21 protein-coding genes are annotated in these 17,352 nt (G+C 66.7%); 3 read left to right on the forward strand and 18 right to left on the reverse strand.

Annotation, left to right across the window (positions count from 1 at the left end; translation table 11 throughout):
* Nucleotides 1-15: 15 nt before the first annotated feature.
* The 17 genes from AC1RVW_RS16720 to AC1RVW_RS16800 all read right to left on the reverse strand — a co-directional run bounded on the left by AC1RVW_RS16720 (nt 16) and on the right by AC1RVW_RS16800 (nt 13,495).
* Nucleotides 16-948 (reverse strand): family 2A encapsulin nanocompartment shell protein, encoded by a 933-nt coding sequence (locus AC1RVW_RS16720; protein ID WP_106934382.1) that lies wholly within the window; start codon nt 946-948, stop codon nt 16-18.
* Nucleotides 949-1,012: 64 nt separating this feature from the next.
* Entirely contained in the window at nt 1,013-1,282 is a 270-nt protein-coding gene (locus tag AC1RVW_RS16725) for a helix-turn-helix domain-containing protein (protein WP_081269389.1), read from the reverse strand.
* Nucleotides 1,279-2,196 carry a serine O-acetyltransferase EpsC gene (epsC, locus tag AC1RVW_RS16730; RefSeq protein ID WP_106934381.1) on the reverse strand — a complete coding sequence of 306 codons (918 nt, stop codon included), beginning with the start codon at nt 2,194-2,196 and terminating at the stop codon, nt 1,279-1,281. Before epsC ends, AC1RVW_RS16725 begins: the two co-directional genes overlap by 4 nt.
* 42 nt (nt 2,197-2,238) lie before the next feature.
* Nucleotides 2,239-2,724: a rhodanese-like domain-containing protein gene (locus AC1RVW_RS16735; RefSeq protein ID WP_285410674.1), complete on the reverse strand. Its 486-nt coding sequence runs from the start codon at nt 2,722-2,724 to the stop codon at nt 2,239-2,241.
* Between the two features lie 164 nt (nt 2,725-2,888).
* Complete coding sequence (locus AC1RVW_RS16740) at nt 2,889-3,431, reverse strand: hypothetical protein (RefSeq protein ID WP_493201189.1); 543 nt, start codon at nt 3,429-3,431, stop codon at nt 2,889-2,891.
* Nucleotides 3,432-3,448: 17 nt separating this feature from the next.
* The gene (locus AC1RVW_RS16745; RefSeq protein ID WP_493201190.1) at nt 3,449-4,114 is read right to left on the reverse strand and encodes a peptidoglycan recognition protein family protein; all 666 of its coding nucleotides are present in this window, start codon (nt 4,112-4,114) and stop codon (nt 3,449-3,451) included.
* A gap of 279 nt (nt 4,115-4,393) precedes the next feature.
* On the reverse strand, nt 4,394-4,609 hold the full coding sequence (locus AC1RVW_RS16750; RefSeq protein WP_007829250.1) for a TOBE domain-containing protein: 216 nt from the start codon (nt 4,607-4,609) through the stop codon (nt 4,394-4,396).
* Between the two features lie 73 nt (nt 4,610-4,682).
* Nucleotides 4,683-5,279, reverse strand: a complete 597-nt coding sequence (locus tag AC1RVW_RS16755; protein ID WP_493201192.1) for a malonic semialdehyde reductase — start codon at nt 5,277-5,279, stop codon at nt 4,683-4,685.
* A gap of 16 nt (nt 5,280-5,295) precedes the next feature.
* Nucleotides 5,296-6,585, reverse strand: a complete 1,290-nt coding sequence (locus AC1RVW_RS16760; RefSeq protein WP_081269383.1) for an O-acetylhomoserine aminocarboxypropyltransferase/cysteine synthase family protein — start codon at nt 6,583-6,585, stop codon at nt 5,296-5,298.
* A gap of 38 nt (nt 6,586-6,623) precedes the next feature.
* Complete coding sequence (locus tag AC1RVW_RS16765; protein ID WP_081269382.1) at nt 6,624-7,466, reverse strand: ATP-binding cassette domain-containing protein; 843 nt, start codon at nt 7,464-7,466, stop codon at nt 6,624-6,626.
* A gap of 5 nt (nt 7,467-7,471) precedes the next feature.
* A complete protein-coding gene (locus tag AC1RVW_RS16770) occupies nt 7,472-8,446 on the reverse strand; it encodes an aliphatic sulfonate ABC transporter substrate-binding protein (protein ID WP_493201195.1) in 975 nt (324 codons plus the stop codon).
* A gap of 10 nt (nt 8,447-8,456) precedes the next feature.
* Nucleotides 8,457-9,302 (reverse strand): aliphatic sulfonate ABC transporter permease SsuC, encoded by an 846-nt coding sequence (ssuC, locus tag AC1RVW_RS16775; RefSeq protein WP_106934378.1) that lies wholly within the window; start codon nt 9,300-9,302, stop codon nt 8,457-8,459.
* 13 nt (nt 9,303-9,315) lie between these two features.
* Entirely contained in the window at nt 9,316-10,485 is a 1,170-nt protein-coding gene (gene ssuD / locus AC1RVW_RS16780; protein ID WP_493201197.1) for an FMNH2-dependent alkanesulfonate monooxygenase, read from the reverse strand.
* On the reverse strand, nt 10,485-11,441 hold the full coding sequence (locus tag AC1RVW_RS16785) for a sulfonate ABC transporter substrate-binding protein (RefSeq protein ID WP_493201199.1): 957 nt from the start codon (nt 11,439-11,441) through the stop codon (nt 10,485-10,487). The genes ssuD and AC1RVW_RS16785 overlap by 1 nt, the downstream gene beginning before the upstream one ends.
* Nucleotides 11,442-11,472: 31 nt before the next feature.
* On the reverse strand, nt 11,473-11,610 hold the full coding sequence (locus AC1RVW_RS16790) for a hypothetical protein (RefSeq protein ID WP_172839890.1): 138 nt from the start codon (nt 11,608-11,610) through the stop codon (nt 11,473-11,475).
* A gap of 123 nt (nt 11,611-11,733) precedes the next feature.
* Nucleotides 11,734-12,318 (reverse strand): NADPH-dependent FMN reductase, encoded by a 585-nt coding sequence (gene ssuE / locus AC1RVW_RS16795; protein ID WP_081269377.1) that lies wholly within the window; start codon nt 12,316-12,318, stop codon nt 11,734-11,736.
* A gap of 136 nt (nt 12,319-12,454) precedes the next feature.
* Nucleotides 12,455-13,495 carry a sulfate ABC transporter substrate-binding protein gene (locus AC1RVW_RS16800; protein WP_493201202.1) on the reverse strand — a complete coding sequence of 347 codons (1,041 nt, stop codon included), beginning with the start codon at nt 13,493-13,495 and terminating at the stop codon, nt 12,455-12,457.
* 137 nt (nt 13,496-13,632) lie between these two features.
* On the opposite strand from AC1RVW_RS16800, the gene AC1RVW_RS16805 reads away from it, so the two are divergent.
* Entirely contained in the window at nt 13,633-13,905 is a 273-nt protein-coding gene (locus tag AC1RVW_RS16805) for an oxidative damage protection protein (RefSeq protein ID WP_081269375.1), read from the forward strand.
* Nucleotides 13,906-13,992: 87 nt separating this feature from the next.
* Complete coding sequence (mnmC, locus tag AC1RVW_RS16810; RefSeq protein WP_493201203.1) at nt 13,993-15,834, forward strand: bifunctional tRNA (5-methylaminomethyl-2-thiouridine)(34)-methyltransferase MnmC2/FAD-dependent 5-carboxymethylaminomethyl-2-thiouridine(34) oxidoreductase MnmC1; 1,842 nt, start codon at nt 13,993-13,995, stop codon at nt 15,832-15,834.
* 23 nt (nt 15,835-15,857) lie between these two features.
* Here the strand turns inward: mnmC and AC1RVW_RS16815 are convergent, their stop codons facing one another.
* The gene (locus tag AC1RVW_RS16815) at nt 15,858-16,190 is read right to left on the reverse strand and encodes an antibiotic biosynthesis monooxygenase family protein (protein WP_493201205.1); all 333 of its coding nucleotides are present in this window, start codon (nt 16,188-16,190) and stop codon (nt 15,858-15,860) included.
* A gap of 131 nt (nt 16,191-16,321) precedes the next feature.
* On the opposite strand from AC1RVW_RS16815, the gene AC1RVW_RS16820 reads away from it, so the two are divergent.
* On the forward strand, nt 16,322-17,221 hold the full coding sequence (locus AC1RVW_RS16820; RefSeq protein WP_234382551.1) for a transglutaminase family protein: 900 nt from the start codon (nt 16,322-16,324) through the stop codon (nt 17,219-17,221).
* Nucleotides 17,222-17,352: the final 131 nt, after the last annotated feature.

Raw genomic sequence — 17,352 nt, forward strand, 5'->3', positions numbered from 1 at the left:
GCTGCTCACAGCGGCTTACTTGTAGGTGTCGGGATAGTCGTGGTACTTGCCGATCTCGACGTCGTCGAGCACCGCCAGCGCGTCGGTGGTCAACACCGCGAGCGAGCAGTACAGAGAGATCAGGTAAGACGCGATCGCATGGTTGTTGATGCCCATGAAGCGCACCGACAGCCCCGGACCCTGCTCGCCAGACAGCCCCGGCTGGAAGAGGCCCACCACGCCCTGGCGCTTGTCGCCCACGCGCAGCAGCAGGATCTTGCTCTTGCCGTCGGCCACCGGCACCTTGTTCGACGGAATCAGCGGAATGCCGCGCCAGGTGATGAACTGCGAACCGAACAGGCTCACCGTCGGCGGCGGCGTACCGCGGCGCGTGGCTTCGCGCCCGAAGGCGGCAATGGCCAGCGGGTGCGTGAGGAAGAAGGCGGGCTCCTTCCACACTTTGGTCAGCAGTTCGTCGAGGTCGTCGGGCGTGGGTGCGCCGGTCAGCGGGAAGATGCGCTGCTCTTCCGTCACCTGGGCCAGCAGGCCGTAGTCGGGGTTGTTGATGAGCTCGCTCTCCTGGTTCTCCTTGATCGTCTCGATCGTCAGGCGCAGCTGCTCCTTGATCTGGTCGTGCGGACTGCTGTAGAGGTCGGAGATGCGGGTGTGCACGTCGAGCACGGTGCTCACGGCATTGAGGTAGTGCTCGCGCGGGTTCTCTTCGTAGTCCACGAAGGTGCGCGGCAGCTGGTTTTCTTCTTCGCGCGAGGTGCAGGTGACCTTGATCGACTCGGGGTTCTTGACCTTGTTGACGCGGTAGATGCCCGCCTCCACCGGCACCCATTGCAGCAGGTGCGTCAGCCAGCGCGGGCTGATGGTCTCGAGCTGAGGTACCGTCTTGGTGGCATTGGCTAGCTGTCTTGCGGCGTTGTCGCCAAGGGCGGTCGTACCACCAACTGTTGCGCTCATGGATCAGGGCTCCGTGGGTTGAGGAAAAAGTGGACGCCAGTGTCCGGCGCCCACGGGTTTTCCCTCAACAGGCTATAGCCGCCAAGTTGATCCTTCGCGCAAGGCGCGACTGCTCCAGCTGCTCGCAGCGCATGAGCAGGCCGACCATGTTGATGCCCAGCGCGGTGGCCAGCTTCTGCGCGGTGACGATCGACGGAATGACGCGCCCGCGTTCGATCTCGCCCACGTAGGAGCGGTTCAGATCGGAACGCTCCGCGAGTTCCTCCTGCGACCAGCCCTTGCCCTCGCGCAACTGGCGAATGGTGACGCCGAAGTCTTCGACGAATGCTTTCATGCTGCACCACCTGCCTTGGGCGCATTCTGCAGGCTGGCCTGCGTGACGCTGGCGCCCGCGGGCACGTCGTCGGTGATCCACACATTGCCGCCGATGACGGCGCCCTTGCCGAGCGTGACGCGCCCGAGGATGGTTGCGCCCGCGTAGATGACCACGTCGTCTTCCACCACCGGATGCCTTGGAAGACCCTTCTGCAGGTTGCCTTCGGCGTCCGTCGGAAAGCGCTTGGCACCGAGCGTGACCGCCTGGTAGAGCCGCACCCGCTTGCCGATGACCGCCGTCTCGCCGATCACCACGCCCGTGCCGTGGTCGATGAAGAAACCCGCGTCGATTTGCGCACCGGGATGGATGTCGATGCCGGTCTGCCCGTGCGCGAGTTCGGCCACGATGCGCGCCAGCAGCGGCAGCCCGAGCTTGTAGAGCTCGTGCGCGAGGCGATGGTGAATCATCGCCAGCACGCCCGGATAGCACAGCAGCACCTCGTCGACGCTGCGCGCCGCTGGGTCGCCCTGGTAGGCGGCGAGCACGTCGCTGTCGAGCAGGCGGCGCAGGCCCGGCAAGGCGGTGGCGAAGCGGCGTATGGCGTCGGTTGCAGAGTCGTCGATATCGCTGGCGGGACGCGGCTCGTGGCGCGCGTTGAAGTTCAGCTCCAGCCGCGCCTGCACCAGCAGCGCCTGCAGGGCGGCGTCGAGCGTGTGGCCGACGTAGAAATCCTCGCTCTCATGGCGCAGGTCCGGCGGGCCGAGCCGCATCGGAAAGAGCGCGCCCTTCAGCGACTCGACGATCTGCGCCAGTGCGTCGCGCGACGGAAACTCGCGTGCGCCTGGCTCGCGCGAGCGGCGCTGCGAATCGCGCCATTCGTCGCGCACGCCGTGCAACGCGCGAACGATGTCGCTCACTTCGAAATGGGCCATGTGCAATGTTCTCCCGTGGATGTCTGTCTGTTCGACGCGAGATCAGTCCTGCACCCACGGCAGGCCGTGGAAGCGCCAGCCGTCGGAGCCGCCGCGATGCTGCTGCGAGTCGATCTCGCCCTCGAAGCCTTCGAGCACGTTGAACACCCGCGTGAAGCCCGCCTTGGCCGCTGCTTCGGCTGCCAGCGCCGATCGCTTGCCGCTGCGGCACAGCAGCAGCACCACGGCGTCCTTGCCGCCGTCCTTTGCCAGCTTGGCTTCGAGTTCGCGCACGAAGCGCGGATTGCGCGTGAGCGCCGTGCCCGTGGCCCAGGCTACGTGCAGGCTGTCGGGCACATGGCCGACGAACTTGCGCTCCTCGCCGGAGCGCACGTCGACCAGCACCGCCTGGCCACCACGGACCAGTTCCCAGGCCACCGGCGGCGTCACGCCTCCGGCATAGGGCCAATTGCTTTCGGCGGCCTTGGCGCGCGCCTGTTCAAGTGCCTCGGGCAAGGCGACGAGTTCTTCTTCAACTTCCACTGGCATGCGATGAGGCTCCTGTTGTGCGGTGCATTCGCCCTGATGGCGATAACCACCACTGTAGAAGCCAGGGGCCGAAGCTCAAACAACCGAAAAGTCGGTTCTTAACAACCAGCCGTTGTATAGGCTGGTGCGCACGATCACTGAACGATGCAGCGTCGAAAAACAAGTCATGGCCTTTCACGATCAGCCCGCGTCTTCTTCAGCAAGATTTCTGCCTCGCCAGGCGGGATCCGTCCTTCGGCCTCCATTCGCTTGAGCCTGCGCTCATCAGCGCGATTCAACGCGTCCTTGAGAAGAGCCATCTTGCGTTCTCCGCACGGATGGCATTCGTAGAAGCCCAGGGGACTCGCCGTAGATTTCATCTTGGAATCGAACTCTGCGGTGCTGATCCGCCCGGTGGGCTCGATTCCCATCGCGAGGATTTTTCCGTTCTTGAACGTCACAAGCGCTTGCCCTTCACAGCCCGTGGTATCCATCTTCTCCGGGTCGTAGGCCTTCCACGAAATCCTGTGCATATACCTCAGGGCATATAGAACGTCTTCCTCTGTAAGGACGACATCGTCGCAATCCAGAAAGTCCTTGTTTTCCCAAGCGCTTCGGTGTGAAGGATGCGTGACCTCCACCTTCCTGACATAGCCAATGGGGTATCGCCGGTCCGCGGCCTGCGCCGACAAAGAAATTACAGCCACAGCCAGCGCCGCAGCAGTCATGAAAAGTCTTGAGTTGGTCATGGTGCTGGTACCGAGAGATTCCAATCTGCGCCCTGTGCCTCAGTTGGATTTTTTCTGCTGACCACAGGATGACGAAAGACTTCATCCGCAGCAATTTGCATCGAATTTTGAAGCACTCTGACAAGCCACGAAAGCGATTGATTTTGAGCAGCAGTCGGCGTTTCGAATACAGCGTACTTGGCCCGCACCTTTTCGGGAGGCCACGTCAACTCTGTGGGAAGCAGCCTCACACTCGCCGGCAGCCTCGCCCTCCCAACCATCTCGATCCCGATAGCCTCCATATTGCTCGGATACCGGTCCGCAGGCGCCTTGAGCATCTCGATGCGATGCATCTCCGCCGGCCCTACCTTGGGAGGAAAGTCGGACATCTTGCACGTCGGCATCACCAGGCACCTCGCCTTCAACGGCCCCACATGATTCGTCCGCTGATAGATCGCAGCCGTCTGATAGATCGTCCCATCCTTGTCGATGAGAAAGTGCGCGCCGTTGGCACCCGGCTGCCTGTAGCTGTCCAATGAAGACGCCGAAGTATCGGCGTCCGTCTGGTGCACCACGATTCCGGTGATGGCTCCGGTTCTCTTTCCTCTCTCGATCCTGGTGCTGCGAGCGTGCCTGACTCGCGCGTGACTGATCATTCCATGCTCATCGATTTCCACACGCATGCGGTGACTCCCTGAAGATTTCCGTTTGTTTTTTCGACTCTTCGCGAGATGCAGCCGCACGCCGGTTCAGGGCATGGACCGCGATCTCGCGGCGCATGCTATGGCGGCCCCTTCAAGGCTGATGTGTGGTTTTCAAAGATTCATCGGATTCCTGACATTCAGCACATTCGATGTCGACACGCCTGTAAATCGCCCAAAGCGATTGCAAACAATCACCCCAGAAACGAAAAAACCCGGCGCCATGACAGCGCCGGGTTGTCGCAGATGCCCGAGGGTCCGTCAGAGCTTCGCGATCGAAACCTCGGTCGACTTCACGAGCGCGACCACGTCGGAGCCCACCTTCAATTGCAGCTCGTCGACCGAGCGCGTGGTGATGACCGAGGTGACGATGCCCCAGGCGGTCTCGACATCGACCTCGGAGACGACATCGCCGCGGATGATTTCGCGGACCTTGCCCTTGAACTGGTTGCGTACGTTGATGGCTTGAATGGACATGATGGGTTCTCTTTCGGGTTGAGGAAATTCGTTGAGGAAAAGCACAAAAAAAGATGAGATGAGGTGGCTGCCGTCAGACGATCTCGGCCACCTCTTCGAACGCCAGCCGGGGGCCGCGCTCGAAGGTGCCGGCGTGGTCGGCCACGCCGAGGTTCACCAGGAAGTTGGCCTTGTAGCGGCCATCGGGGAAGAAGGCCTTCTCGACCAGCTCCGCGTTGAAGCCCGACTGCGGCCCCGCGTCGAGGCCCAACGCGCGCGCCGCCAGGATCAGGTAGGCGCCCTGCAGGCTGCTGTTGCGAAAGGCAGTGGCTTGCGCGGCCTCGGCGCTCTTCTCGAAGAGCGGCTTGGCGTCGTAGGCCGGGAACTGCGCGGGCAGGTGCTCGTAGAAGCGCGTGTCGTGCGCCACGATCACCGTCACGCCGGCGGCCAGCGTCTGCGCGGTGTTGCCAGCAGACACCGCCGGCTTCAGCTTCGCCTTGCCCTCCTCGCTGCGCACGAACACGTAGCGCGCCGGCTGGGCGTTGAAGGCGGTCGGGCCCCACTTCACGAGGTCGTAGAGCTTGTGGATCAGCTCGTCGGTCACCGGCACCGGCTTGAACGCGTGCACGGTGCGGGCCTTGCGGAACAGCTGGTCCAGCGCGGCTTCGGGGATGGATTGCAGTGCGGTCATTGCTTCAAAAAGTCTTTCAGTTCGATGCGGCGGCAAGGGCCTGGTCGAGGTCGGCGATCAGGTCGTCGATGTGCTCGATGCCCACCGACAGGCGCACGGTGTCTTCCGTCACGCCGGCCCTGGCCAGCTCTTCGGGGGACAGTTGCCGGTGCGTGGTCGAGGCCGGGTGTGTGGCCAGCGAGCGCACGTCGCCGATGTTCACCAGGCGCGTGAAGAGCTTCAGCGCATCGAGGAACTTCGCGCCGCCCTCGCGGCCCGCGCCTATGCCGAAGGTCAGCACGCCGCTGGAGCGGCCGCCGAAGTACTTCTTCGCCAACAGGTAGTCGGGGTGGTCTTCGAGCGCCGCGTAGTTCACCCAGTTCACGGCCTTGCTCTGCTTCAGGTGTTGCGCCACCGCAAGTGCGTTGCTGCTGATCCGGTCCATGCGCAGCGCCAGCGTCTCGATCCCCTGCAGGATCAGGAAGGCGTTGAACGGCGAGATGGCCGCGCCGGTATTGCGCAGCGGCACCACGCGCGCACGGCCGATGTACGCCGCCGGGCCCAGCGCCTCGGTGTAGACCACGCCGTGGTAGCTCACGTCGGGCTCGTTCAGCCGCCTGAAGCGTTGCTTGTGCTCGGCCCACGGGAACTTGCCCGAATCGACGATGGCACCGCCGATGCTGGTGCCGTGGCCGCCCAGGTACTTGGTGAGCGAATGCACCACGATGTCGGCGCCGTGCTCGATGGGGCGGCTCAGGTACGGCGACGGGACGGTGTTGTCGACGATCAGCGGCACGCCGTGGCGGTGCGCGATCTCGGCAATGGCCGCGATGTCGGTCACGTTGCCAGCCGGATTGCCCAGCGATTCGACGAAAACCGCCTTGGTCCTGTCGTCGAACAGCTTCTCGAAGCTGGACGGATCACGATGGTCCGCGAAGCGCGTGGTGATGCCGAACTGCGGCAGCGTGTGGGCGAACAGGTTGTAGGTGCCGCCATACAGCGCCGTGCTGCTGATGATGTTGTCGCCCGCCTCCGCGATGGTCTGGATCGCGTAGGTCACGGCCGCCTGGCCCGAGGCCAGGGCAAGCGCGGCAATGCCGCCTTCGAGCGCCGCCACGCGCTGCTCCAGCACGTCCTGCGTCGGGTTGTTGATGCGGGTGTAGATGTTGCCCGGCACCTTCAGGTCGAACAGGTCCGCGCCGTGCTGCGCGCTGTCGAAGGCATACGCCACCGTCTGGTAGATGGGAGGCGCGACCGCGCGCGTGGTCGGTTCGGGCGAATAGCCGGCGTGCACCGACAGGGTTTCGAATTTCCAGTTCTGCGACATGCGACTACCTTTCAGGATGGGCTGATGGATGAAGAAGCTCAGATCGCCCAGCGCAATGCGTGCGCCGGTGTCGTGAGCCAGCTGGCGTCGGTGCTCTCGGGCGCGGTGTCTTCCGGCTTCTGCAGCACCCTGTCGAGGATTCGTTTCTCGATTGCGGCGAAGGCCGGGTCGCCCTGCGAGCGCGGACGGGCCAGCGCGATGTTCTCGTCGAGCGCGATGCGGCCGTCCTCGATGAGGATCACGCGGTCGGCCAGCGCCACGGCTTCCTGCACGTCGTGCGTCACCAGCAGCGCGGTGAAGCGGTGGCGCTGCCACAGGTTCTCGATGAGCCGGTGCATCTCGATGCGCGTCAATGCATCCAGCGCGCCCAGCGGCTCGTCGAGCAGCAGCAGGCGCGGGTGGTGCACCAGCGCGCGCGCCAGTGCCACGCGCTGCCGCTGGCCGCCCGAAAGGCGCGCCGGCCATTCGTTCTCGCGGTCGGCCAGGCCGACCTGCGCGAGCACCTCCTTGCCGCGCGCCTTGGCATCGTTCGACAGGCCCAGCGTCACGTTGTCGAGCACGCGGCGCCACGGCAGGAGGCGCGCCTCCTGGAACATGATGCGGGTGTCGTCGTGCAGGCCGTGCACCTGCTTGCCGTCGGTGTAGAGCCCACCGGAGGTCGGCTCCTCCAGCCCGGCGATGAGCCGCAGCAGCGTGCTCTTGCCGCAGCCGCTGCGTCCGACGATGGCGATGAACTGGCCGGGCTCGATGGCGAGCCGGGTGTTGCGCAGCACCTCGCGCGCGCCGTAGCGCTTGTGCAGGCCGCGCGCTTCCAGGCGCACGCCGCCGGGAATCGCCGGCGAGGGGGCCTGGGGTTGGATGTCTTTCAGGACGGCACTCATGGGCTTCAGGCTCCGGGTTTGAACAGCGCCACATTCAGCGCATCGATTTTTCTGGGCAGCAGCTTCTCGGCGAAGAAGGCATCGGCGATGCGCTGCTGTTCGGTCAGGCCCTCGGCCACGACCGGGCGCACCGCGTAGCTGCGGCGGGCGTTGGCCTGCTCGATGGTCGCGCCGTCCAGGCCCCACACGGGCGACAGCAGCGCCGCCGCGTCCTTCGGGTTCTGCTTGACCCATTTGCCGGTCTTTTCCAGCTCTGCGTAGACCACGCGCAGCACGTCGGGCCGCGCCTTAGCGAACTTGGTGCTGGCAAGGTAGTAGCGCTGGTAAGACGCGATGCCCGCGCCGTCGGCCAGCACGCGCACCTTCGACTGGCGTTGCGCTGCGGCCAGGAACGGGTCCCACACCACCCATGCGTCGATGGCGCCCTTCTCGAAAGCGGCACGGCCGTCGGCGGGCGTGAGGTAGGCGGGCTCGATGTCCCTGAACGACAGGCCGGCCTTGTCGAGCGCGGCGATCAGCAGGTAGTGCGCGCCGGCTGCCTTCGCGAAGCCGACCTTCCTGCCCTTGAGATCGGCCACGGTCCTGATCGGCGAGTCTTCGCGCACCACGATGGCCTGCGCGGCGGGCGACGGCGCCTCCTGCGCGATGAAAGTCAGCTCGGCGCCGGCTGCCTGTGCGAACACCGGCACGGTGTCGGCCACGTCGGCGCTGATTTCGAGGTTGTCGAGGTTCAGCGCCTCCAGCAGCGGCAGGCCGCTGGTGAACTCGTGCCAGCTCAGCGTGGCGTTGAGCGGTGCGAGTTGCTTTTCGAGCACGCCCTGTGCCTTCAGCACGGCGATCAGCGTGGAAGACTTCTGGTAGCCCAGCCGCACGGTCACGGGCCGCGCGGCCAAGCCCTGCGCGAGCACCGCGCCCGAGCCCAGCGCGGCCAGGGTCGCAATGGCCGTGCGGCGCGAGATGTCGGATGAATGCATCGTCATGCCCCTGCCCTCACTTCGCCTTGCGCTGGTAGCCGGGATGCCACCGCAGCCACCATTGCTCCAGTCCGCGTGCGAACAGGTCGGCCAGCTTGCCGAGCAGCGCGTACAGCAGGATGCCCACCAGCACGATGTCGGTCTGCAGGAACTCGCGGGCGTTCATCGTGAGGTAGCCGATGCCGGCCTGCGCCGAGATGGTTTCGGCCACGATCAGGATCACCCACATCAGCCCCAGCGAGAAGCGCAGCCCCACGAGGATGGACGACAGCGCGCCCGGCAGGATCACCTCGCGGTACAGCTGCCAGCGCGACAGGCCGTAGGTGCGGCCCATCTCGATCAGCTGCGGATCGACGTTGCGGATGCCGTGGAAGGTGTTCAGGTAGATCGGGAAGAACACCGACACCGAGATCAAAAACAGCTTGGCCGATTCGTCGATGCCGAACCACAGGATCACCAGCGGAATCAACGCCAGCGCGGGAATGTTGCGCACCATCTGGATCGTCGAGTCGAGCAGCGTCTCGGCGAACTTCACCGAACCGGTGAGCAGGCCCAGCGCCAGCCCCGCCCCGCCACCGATGGCCAGCCCCGCCAGCGCACGACCGGCACTGACCTTCACATGCGTCCACAGCTCGCCCGACACCGTGAGGTTCCACGCGGCCTTGACCACATCGACCGGTGCCGGCAGCACGCGCGTGCTGAGCCAGCCCAGCGACGACGCGATCTGCCAGAACACGATGAGCCCCACGGGCACGAGCCACGGCACCAGCCGCTTCGCGACATTGACCGCGAAGGACTTGAGCACGCTGCCTTCGCTTTCGGCCGGCGCGACGGCCGGCAGTTCCTGAACTTGTTCGGTCATGGCATGCGGTCCTTCAACTCTGGGAAACGAGGCGCGATGGCGCGTCGAGATTGGCGACGACCTCGCCGAACGGGCCGCTGAGCGAGCCGCCCGCCAGCTGCGTCTTCGCCTTGCGCGATAGCAGCGGGAACACCAGCTCGGCGAAGCGGTAGGCCTCCTCCAGGTGCGGGTAGCCCGAGAGAATGAACTTGTCGAGGCCGAGCGCCGCGTATTCCTCGATGCGCGCGGCGACGGTCTTCGCATCGCCCACCAGCGCGGTGCCTGCTCCGCCGCGCACCAGGCCCACGCCGGCCCAGAGGTTCGGCGCGATCTCCAGGTCGGCGCGCGAGCGCTTCGCGCCGCCCGCATGCAGCGCGGCCATGCGGCGCTGGCCTTCGGAGTCCATGCGCGCAAAAGCGGCCTGTGCGCGGACCACGGTCTCGTCGTCCACGCGGCTGATGAGTTCCTCCGCGGCTTTCCAGGCGGCGTCTTCGGTCTCGCGCACGATCACGTGCAGGCGAATGCCGAACTCCACCTTGCGGCCCTTGCGCTCGGCGCGGGCGCGCACGTCGGCAATCTTCTTCGCGACTTCCGCGGGCGGCTCGCCCCAGGTGAGGTAGGCATCGACCTGCTCCGCCGCAAGCTCGTGCGCCGCGGCCGACGAACCGCCGAACCACACGGGCGGATACGGCTTCTGCACCGGCGGGTACAGCAGCTTGGCGCCCTTCACGCTCAGGTGTTGGCCTTCGTAGTCGAAGGACTGCCCGTCATGGCTGCGCGCGATGATCTCGCGCCAGATGCGGATGAATTCGGCCGACTGCTCGTAGCGCGCGGCATGGTCGAGATAGACGCCGTCGCCCTCCAGCTCGGCCTGGTCGCCGCCCGTCACCAGGTTCACCAGCAGGCGGCCGCCGGAGAGCCGGTCGAAGGTCGCGGCCATGCGCGCGGCCAGGCTGGGCTGGTGCAGGCCCGGGCGCACCGCCACCAGGAACTTGAGCTTGCTGGTCGCGCCGATCAGGCTCGACGCGATGACCCACGGGTCTTCGCACGAACGGCCCGTGGGAATGAGCACGCCCTCGTAGCCGAGGTTGTCGGCCGCGCCGGCAATCTGCTGCAGGTAGGCCAGGTCGATGGGGCGCGCGCCTTCGCTCGTGCCCAGGTAGCGGCTGTCGCCGTGCGTGGGGAGGAACCAGAAGATCTGCATCACGCGACTCCGGCGCCGGCTGCTTCGAGCACGTTGATCTTCTTGGGGATCAGCTTCAGCGCGAAGAAGGTGTCGGCGATCTGTTGCTGCTCGGCGAGGATGGCCTTGGTGATGGCTGCGGTGCCGTAGTCCACGCGGCCCACGGAGAGATCGGCCACCGGTCTCGGCAGGCCCCAGAGCGTGGCCAGCTCGCCCGCATAGTCGCCCTTGTTGGCTGCGCCCCAGACGTCGATCTTGTTGATCTCCTCGACCGCGATGGCCAGCACGTCGGCGTTCCTGGCCACGTAGTCGAGCGACGAGAAGTAGTACCCGCGGTTGCCCACCACGCCGGTGGCGTCCGCCAGGATGCGCGCGTCGAGCGACTTCTCGGCCGCGGCCAGGAACGGGTCCCAGATGACCCAGGCGTCGACCGAGCCCTTCTCGAAGGCGGCGCGCGCATCGGCCGGCGGCAGGTAGACCAGGTTCAGGTCGGTGTACGGCAGGCCGTGCTTCTCGAACAGCTTGACGATGAAGTAGTGGACGTTCGAGCCCTTGTTGAGCGCGATCTTCTTGCCCTTCAGGTCGGCCACGGTCTTGATGGCCGAGCCCTTGGGCACGAGCACCGCCTCGGCCTTCGGACGCGGCACGGTGGCAGCCACGTAGGCCAGCGGCGCACCGGCAGCCTGCGCGAAGATGGGGGGCGCCTCGCCCACGTCGCCGAAGTCGATCGAGCCGACGTTCAGTGCTTCGAGCTGCATGGGGCCGGCGGTGAACTCGGTCCACTTCACGGTCACGCCCAGCGGCGCCAGACGCTTCTCGAGCGTTCCGCGGCCCTTGAGGACGCTCAGCGGCCCCTTCTGGTTGCCGATGCGGAGTTGGCGCGCGGGCGCCTGGGCCAGCGCGGCGAAAGACGGCAGCACGGCGGCGGCGGCAACGCCCTGGATGAGCCGGCGGCGGGGTGTGGAAATCAATGTCATTGCAATGCCTGGATGTGGTTGAGCCGCGTGCTCACGCGGCGGCGATGAAACTCACGATCAGCGCGATGGCGCTGACGACGATGACGCTGGCAGCCAGATCGCCCAGCGCGTGCCAGAGGGAGCGCGGCGAGGCGTCGAGCACGGAGTCTTCGGTGGCAACGGGGTTCATGCGTGGATTCCTTGGTGTTGCAAAACGTCGGGCAAAAGCTGTCCCGCGCCGCGCACAGGCGGTTCTCAAAAAGCGGGATCAGGGATGAGGTCGGAAGAGCCGGGCTCGCGCGGAGCCCCGGCTTCAGACGCTACATCGCACGCGCGAGAAAGGCACCGGCTCGAAGCCGTGGGTTGGCGGCAGCTTCAGGCCTTCGGTCGCCAGCACTTCGACGGCCTCGTTGAGCCGTTCGGCCAGGTCGTGGTGTACCTGGTAGGCGTTTTCGGGCGTCAGCGTGATCTGCGAATCGCTGGCGTACACGCCCGGCAGGATGTGGCGCGCCGACAGCGACTGCAGCACGGGCCGCAGGGCGTAGTCGAGCGCGAGCATGTGGTGCGGGCTGCCGCCGGTGGCCAGCGGAAGCACCGTCTTGCCCTTCAGGGCGTTCTGCGAAAGCAGATCGAGAAAGACCTTGAGCACGCCGCTGTAGGCCGCCTTGTAGACCGGCGTGGCCACCACGACCACGCGGGCCTCGGCCACCTTGGCGATCGCGTCGACGATGGCCGGATGGTTCCACTCGGCCAGCAGCAGCGCCTGCGCCGGCAGGTCGCGAATGGCGAGCCGCTCGATCCGCGCATGGCGCTGGGCCAGCCGCTCACCCACCGCTTCGAGCAAGGCGGTGGAACGGGACGGGGCCGAAGGGCTGCCGGCAATCAGGAGAACGGACACAAGAGACTTTCGTTCGGTAAAGAGGAGCGAGGAGCGCGAATGCCTGGGGGCCGCCGCGCACGGCCGCCCGAAGCGGCCGGCCCGCCCCCGGCAGGGGGGTGGGCGAAGCGACACGAAGTGCGCGCAGCCTGGGGGGTTACTTCTGTTTTGGTGCGTAGATCTGGTCGAACGAGCCGCCATCCGCAAAGTGCTCCTTGTCCGCCTTCGCCCAGCCGCCGAAGGCCTGGTCGATGGTCACCAGCGTGAGCTTGGGGAACTGCTTGTCGTACTTGGCCTTGGCCTTGTCCGATGTCGGGCGGTAGAAGTTGCGCCCGGCAATGTCCTGGCCTTCGTCCGAGTACAGGTACTTCAGGTATTCCTCGGCCACGGCACGCGTGCCCTTCTTGTCGACGACCTTGTCGACCACCGCCACGCTGGGCTCGGCCAGGATGGAGATCGAAGGCACCACGATCTCGAACTTCTCGGGGCCGAATTCCTTCAGCGCCAGGAAGGCTTCGTTCTCCCAGGCCAGCAGCACGTCGCCCACGCCGCGCTGCACGAAGGTGATGGTCGCGCCGCGCGCGCCGGTGTCGAGCACCGGCACGTTCTTGAACAGGTTGCCGATGTATTCCTTGGCCTTCGCATCCCCACCGTACTTGCGCTTGGCGAATTCCCACGCGGCCAGGTAGTTCCAGCGGGCGCCGCCCGAGGTCTTGGGGTTGGGGGTGATCACCTGCACGCCGGGCTTGACCAGGTCGTCCCAGTCCTTCAGGCCCTTGGGGTTGCCCTTCTTCACCAGGAACACGATGGTCGAGGTGTACGGCGCCGAGTTGTGCGGCAGGCGCTTCTGCCAGTCTGGCTTGACGAGGCCTCCGTGCGTGACGAGCGCGTCGATGTCGCCGCCCAGGGCCAGCGTGGCCACGTCGGCGTCGATGCCGTCGATGATCGAGCGGGCCTGCTTGCCAGAGCCGCCGTGCGACTGCTTGACCGTGACGTCCTGGCCGGTCTTGCCCTTCCAGTACTTGGCGAAGGCCTGGTTGTAGTCCACGTACAGCTCGCGGGTCGGGTCATAGGACACGTTCAGCAGCGTCACGGGACCCGCGCCGCCTTGGGCGAACGTCGGCAACGCCGACAGGGCCATGGCACCGGCCACGCCGGCACCCAGGGAAAGCTTGATAAAGTCGCGGCGAAGGCTCATGGTGTCTTGCTCTAAAAAGGCATATCAATGAAGCTGCGTATTCTCAATACGACATATAGAAACTGGAACGACCAAGTTTTCAGTTCTAAATAGCTAAATCAACTAAGCAACCGCTTTCCCCACCAGAGGCAACAGAAATGGCACGCATGGTTCAGTGCATCAAGCTCGGCAAAGAGGCCGAAGGGCTCGACTTCCCGCCCTATCCCGGAGAACTGGGCAAGCGCCTGTGGGAGAACGTCAGCAAGGAGGCCTGGGCCGCCTGGCTGAAGCAGCAGACGATGCTGGTCAATGAAAACCGGCTGAACCTGGCCGACCTGCGCGCCCGCCAGTACCTGGCGCGCCAGATGGAAAAGCACTTCTTCGGCGAAGGCGCCGACGTGGCGCAAGGCTACGTACCGCCATCGGCCTGACCTCCAGTCTTCGCGCACTTCGCCGGCGGCCCGGCAAAGCCGGTTCCGCGGTACCCCTGGTGAAGAGGCCCTCTGGATCGTTCCGTCATGGCTGAACCAGTGACCTGGCGCGCCGACGGCGTGCCGCGCAGCGAACGCTTCGACGACATCTATCACACCGAAACCGGCGCACTGGCGCAATCGCGCCATGTGTTCCTGGGCGGCTGCGGCCTGCCCGAGGCCTGGGCCGGACAGCCGCAATGGCTGGTTCTCGAAACCGGCTTCGGGCTTGGCCTCAATTTCCTGACAACCTGGCAGGCGTGGCGCGCGGATCCCGAGCGGCCGCGCATGCTGCACTTCGTCTCTATCGAGGCGCATCCGGTCTCGTCCGGCGACCTTCTGCGCGCGGCCGGGGCCTACCCCGAGCTCGCTGCGCTGGCCGGCGAACTTGCCGCGCAGTGGCACGGACTGCTGCCCGGCTTCCACCGCCTGGCCTTCGACGATGGCCGGGTGCTGCTCACGCTGTGCATCGGCGACGTGCAGCCGATGCTGCGCGCGCAGCGCTTCGAGGCCGACAGCATCTTTCTTGATGGCTTCAGCCCGCAGCAGAACCCCGGCATGTGGTCGGCGGACACGCTGAAGGCCGTGTCGCGCTTCGCACGGCAAGGCACCCGCATCGCCACCTGGACCATCGCGCGGGCGATCCGCGATGCGCTCGGCCAATACGGCTTCACGGTCGAGAAACACCCGGGCTTGCCACCCAAGCGCGACTGCCTGCGCGGCGTGTTCGCACCCGCCTGGACGGTGCGCCGTCGCGAACCCGTGCCCGAGCGCATCGGGGCACCGGGGCGCTGCGCCGTCGTCGGCGCCGGCCTGGCCGGTGCGGCGGTGGCGGCGAGCCTGGCGCGGCGCGGCTGGCGGGTCACCGTGCTCGACGCGGCCGACTGGCCAGCCTCCGGTGCGTCGGGGCTGCCCGTGGGCATGCTCGCGCCGCATGTGTCGCCCGACGATGCGCTGCTGTCGCGGCTGACGCGCGCCGGCATCCGCGTCACCTGGACGGAACTGGAGAGGCTGCTGGAAGAAGGCCGCGACTGGCGCGCCAGCGGCGTGCTCGAGCGCCGGCCTGACGGCGACGTGCGCGTGCCTGCCGGCTGGAGCGCCAGCGGCCCCAACGAATCCTGGCCCGCGAACGACGGGCAACTGGCCACTGTCGGCCTGCCCGGCGACACCGCCGCGCTCTGGCATGGGCGGGCGGCGTGGGTGCGGCCGCACCGGCTGATCGCAGCCTGGCTGCGCCAGCCGGGCGTCGAATTCCACGGCGGTTGCCGCGTGGCGCGGCTGGAGCGGGAGCCTGGCGGCGACTGGCAGTTGCATGACCCGGCCGGCCAGCTGCTGGCCGAGGCGGACCGCGTGGTCGTCTGCGCCGGCCATGAATCAGGCCGCTTCGCACCCGCCCTTCCGCTGCAGCCGGTGCGCGGCCAGGTCGCCTGGGGGCCCATGCCCGATGGCGCCGGGTTGCCCGCCGCGCCGATCAACGGCGACGGCCACCTGATCGCCCATGTACCCAACGGCGCGGGCGCCCCGATCTGGCTGGCCGGTGCGACCTTCGACCGCGACAGCACCGACCTCGCAGCGACAGCGGCCGACGCCGATGCGAACCGCGAACGGCTGAGCCGGCTGCACCCCGCTTCCGCCGCAGCGCTGGCGCCTTCGTTCGCACGGGGCGATGTCGAAAGCTGGGTGGGCATCCGCTGCGCCTCGGGCGACCGCCGCCCGCTGGTCGGCCCGCTCGAAGGCTCCGCCACGGGCCTCTGGGCGTGCACCGCGCTGGGCTCGCGCGGCCTCAGCTTTGCCGCGCTGTGCGCCGAGCTTCTGGCCGCGCAGTGGCATGCCGAGCCGCTGCCGCTGCCAGCCACGCTGGCCAAGGCGCTGGGCACCCAGCGCCTCTGAGGCGCGCCCGTTCGGGCAGGTCGTCAGCCGGGCTGCTGCGAAGGCGCCAGCATGTGGTCGATGCGGGTGTCGCCGTAGGTGCGCAGCACCTCGGAAATCACGACCTTGTACCCGTCGAGCCAGTTCGCCTGCGCCGCCTTCGCCTGCTGGTGCACGGGGTGGCGGATCAGCGCCTGCAGGCTGTCCAGCGAGTCCCAGTAGTAGACGTTCGACACCAGCCCATTGCCGGGGTTCTCCCACGTCTCCTCGCCCAGGTAGCCGGGCAGCGACTTCGCCGCGGCGGCGATGGTCTGGTCGAGGCGGTGGAACTCGTCGTCGAACTGCTTCTTGGCAAAGATGAAGGTGGCGGAGTACATGGCGGAATCGAAACCTCCCGGGAAAGTCGGCAAAAGCCCGGCCCGGTGCGGGCCGAACGGGGGGCGATTCTGCGGCATGGGTACTGCAATCAACCAACCGCCCGTCATTCGAACGCGTGAGAATGCACCGCATGGCCACCCAATACGACATCAAGCACACCACCGTCTACCGCTACAACAAGCCGGTCACTTTCGGTCTGCACCGCGTGATGTTCCGCCCGCGCGACAGCCATGACCTGCGCGTGCTCGCCACCGACCTGCAGGTGAGCCCGGAGGCCTTCACCCGACTCATCCAGGACCCGCACTCCAATTCCGTCGCGCTGGTGCAGCCGATGGGCGAGGCGACCGAGCTGCGCATCGTGTGCTCGTTCACCATCGAGCATGTGCCTGCCCAGCAGGACCAGCTGGCGCTCGACCCCGCCGCCGAATTCCTGCCCTTCGCCTATACGGTGCAGGAGCGCCTGGACCTCGAGCACTACCTGCGCCCGCACCACGACGACGACACGCAGGGCACGCTGATCCGCTGGGCCCACCAGTTCCTGCACACCGACAAGCCCAACAGCACGCGCGAGGTGCTCGCGCGCATGAACGCCCACATCGGCCAGAGCCTCGAATACAAGGCGCGCGACGAAGAAGGCACCCAGACGCCGCTCGCCACCCTGGCGCTGGGCAGCGGCAGCTGCCGCGACTACGCGCTGCTGATGATGGAAGCGGCGCGGCGCCTGGGCATCGCCACGCGCTTCGTCTCCGGCTACATCTACGACGCCGCGCTCGACACCGCGGCGCAGGCCAAGGGCGATTCGATGACCGGCGCCGGCACCACGCATGCGTGGCTGCAGGCCTACCTGCCGGGCATCGGCTGGATGGCCTTCGACCCGACCAACAACCTGATGGGCAGCGGCCAGCTGATCCGCGTCGGCGTCACGCGCGATCCGGCGCAGGCGGCGCCGATCTCCGGCAGCTGGTACGGCGATGCCGAGGCCTATGAAGGCCTCGAGGCGACGGTGGTGGTCACGCGCCGCAAGAACTGAGGCGCGCCCCCGTCGATCGACGGCTGCTGTCGCGCATGCGATAGCCCTTGCGGGAAACCCCGCAGCCCCACATTCCCCAACACCTCTACGCTGCGCCGCCGGCCAGCGAAATAGCACGGTCGTTCTGAACG

It is taken from the genome of Variovorax sp. MPBD4-3, assembly GCF_058809745.1.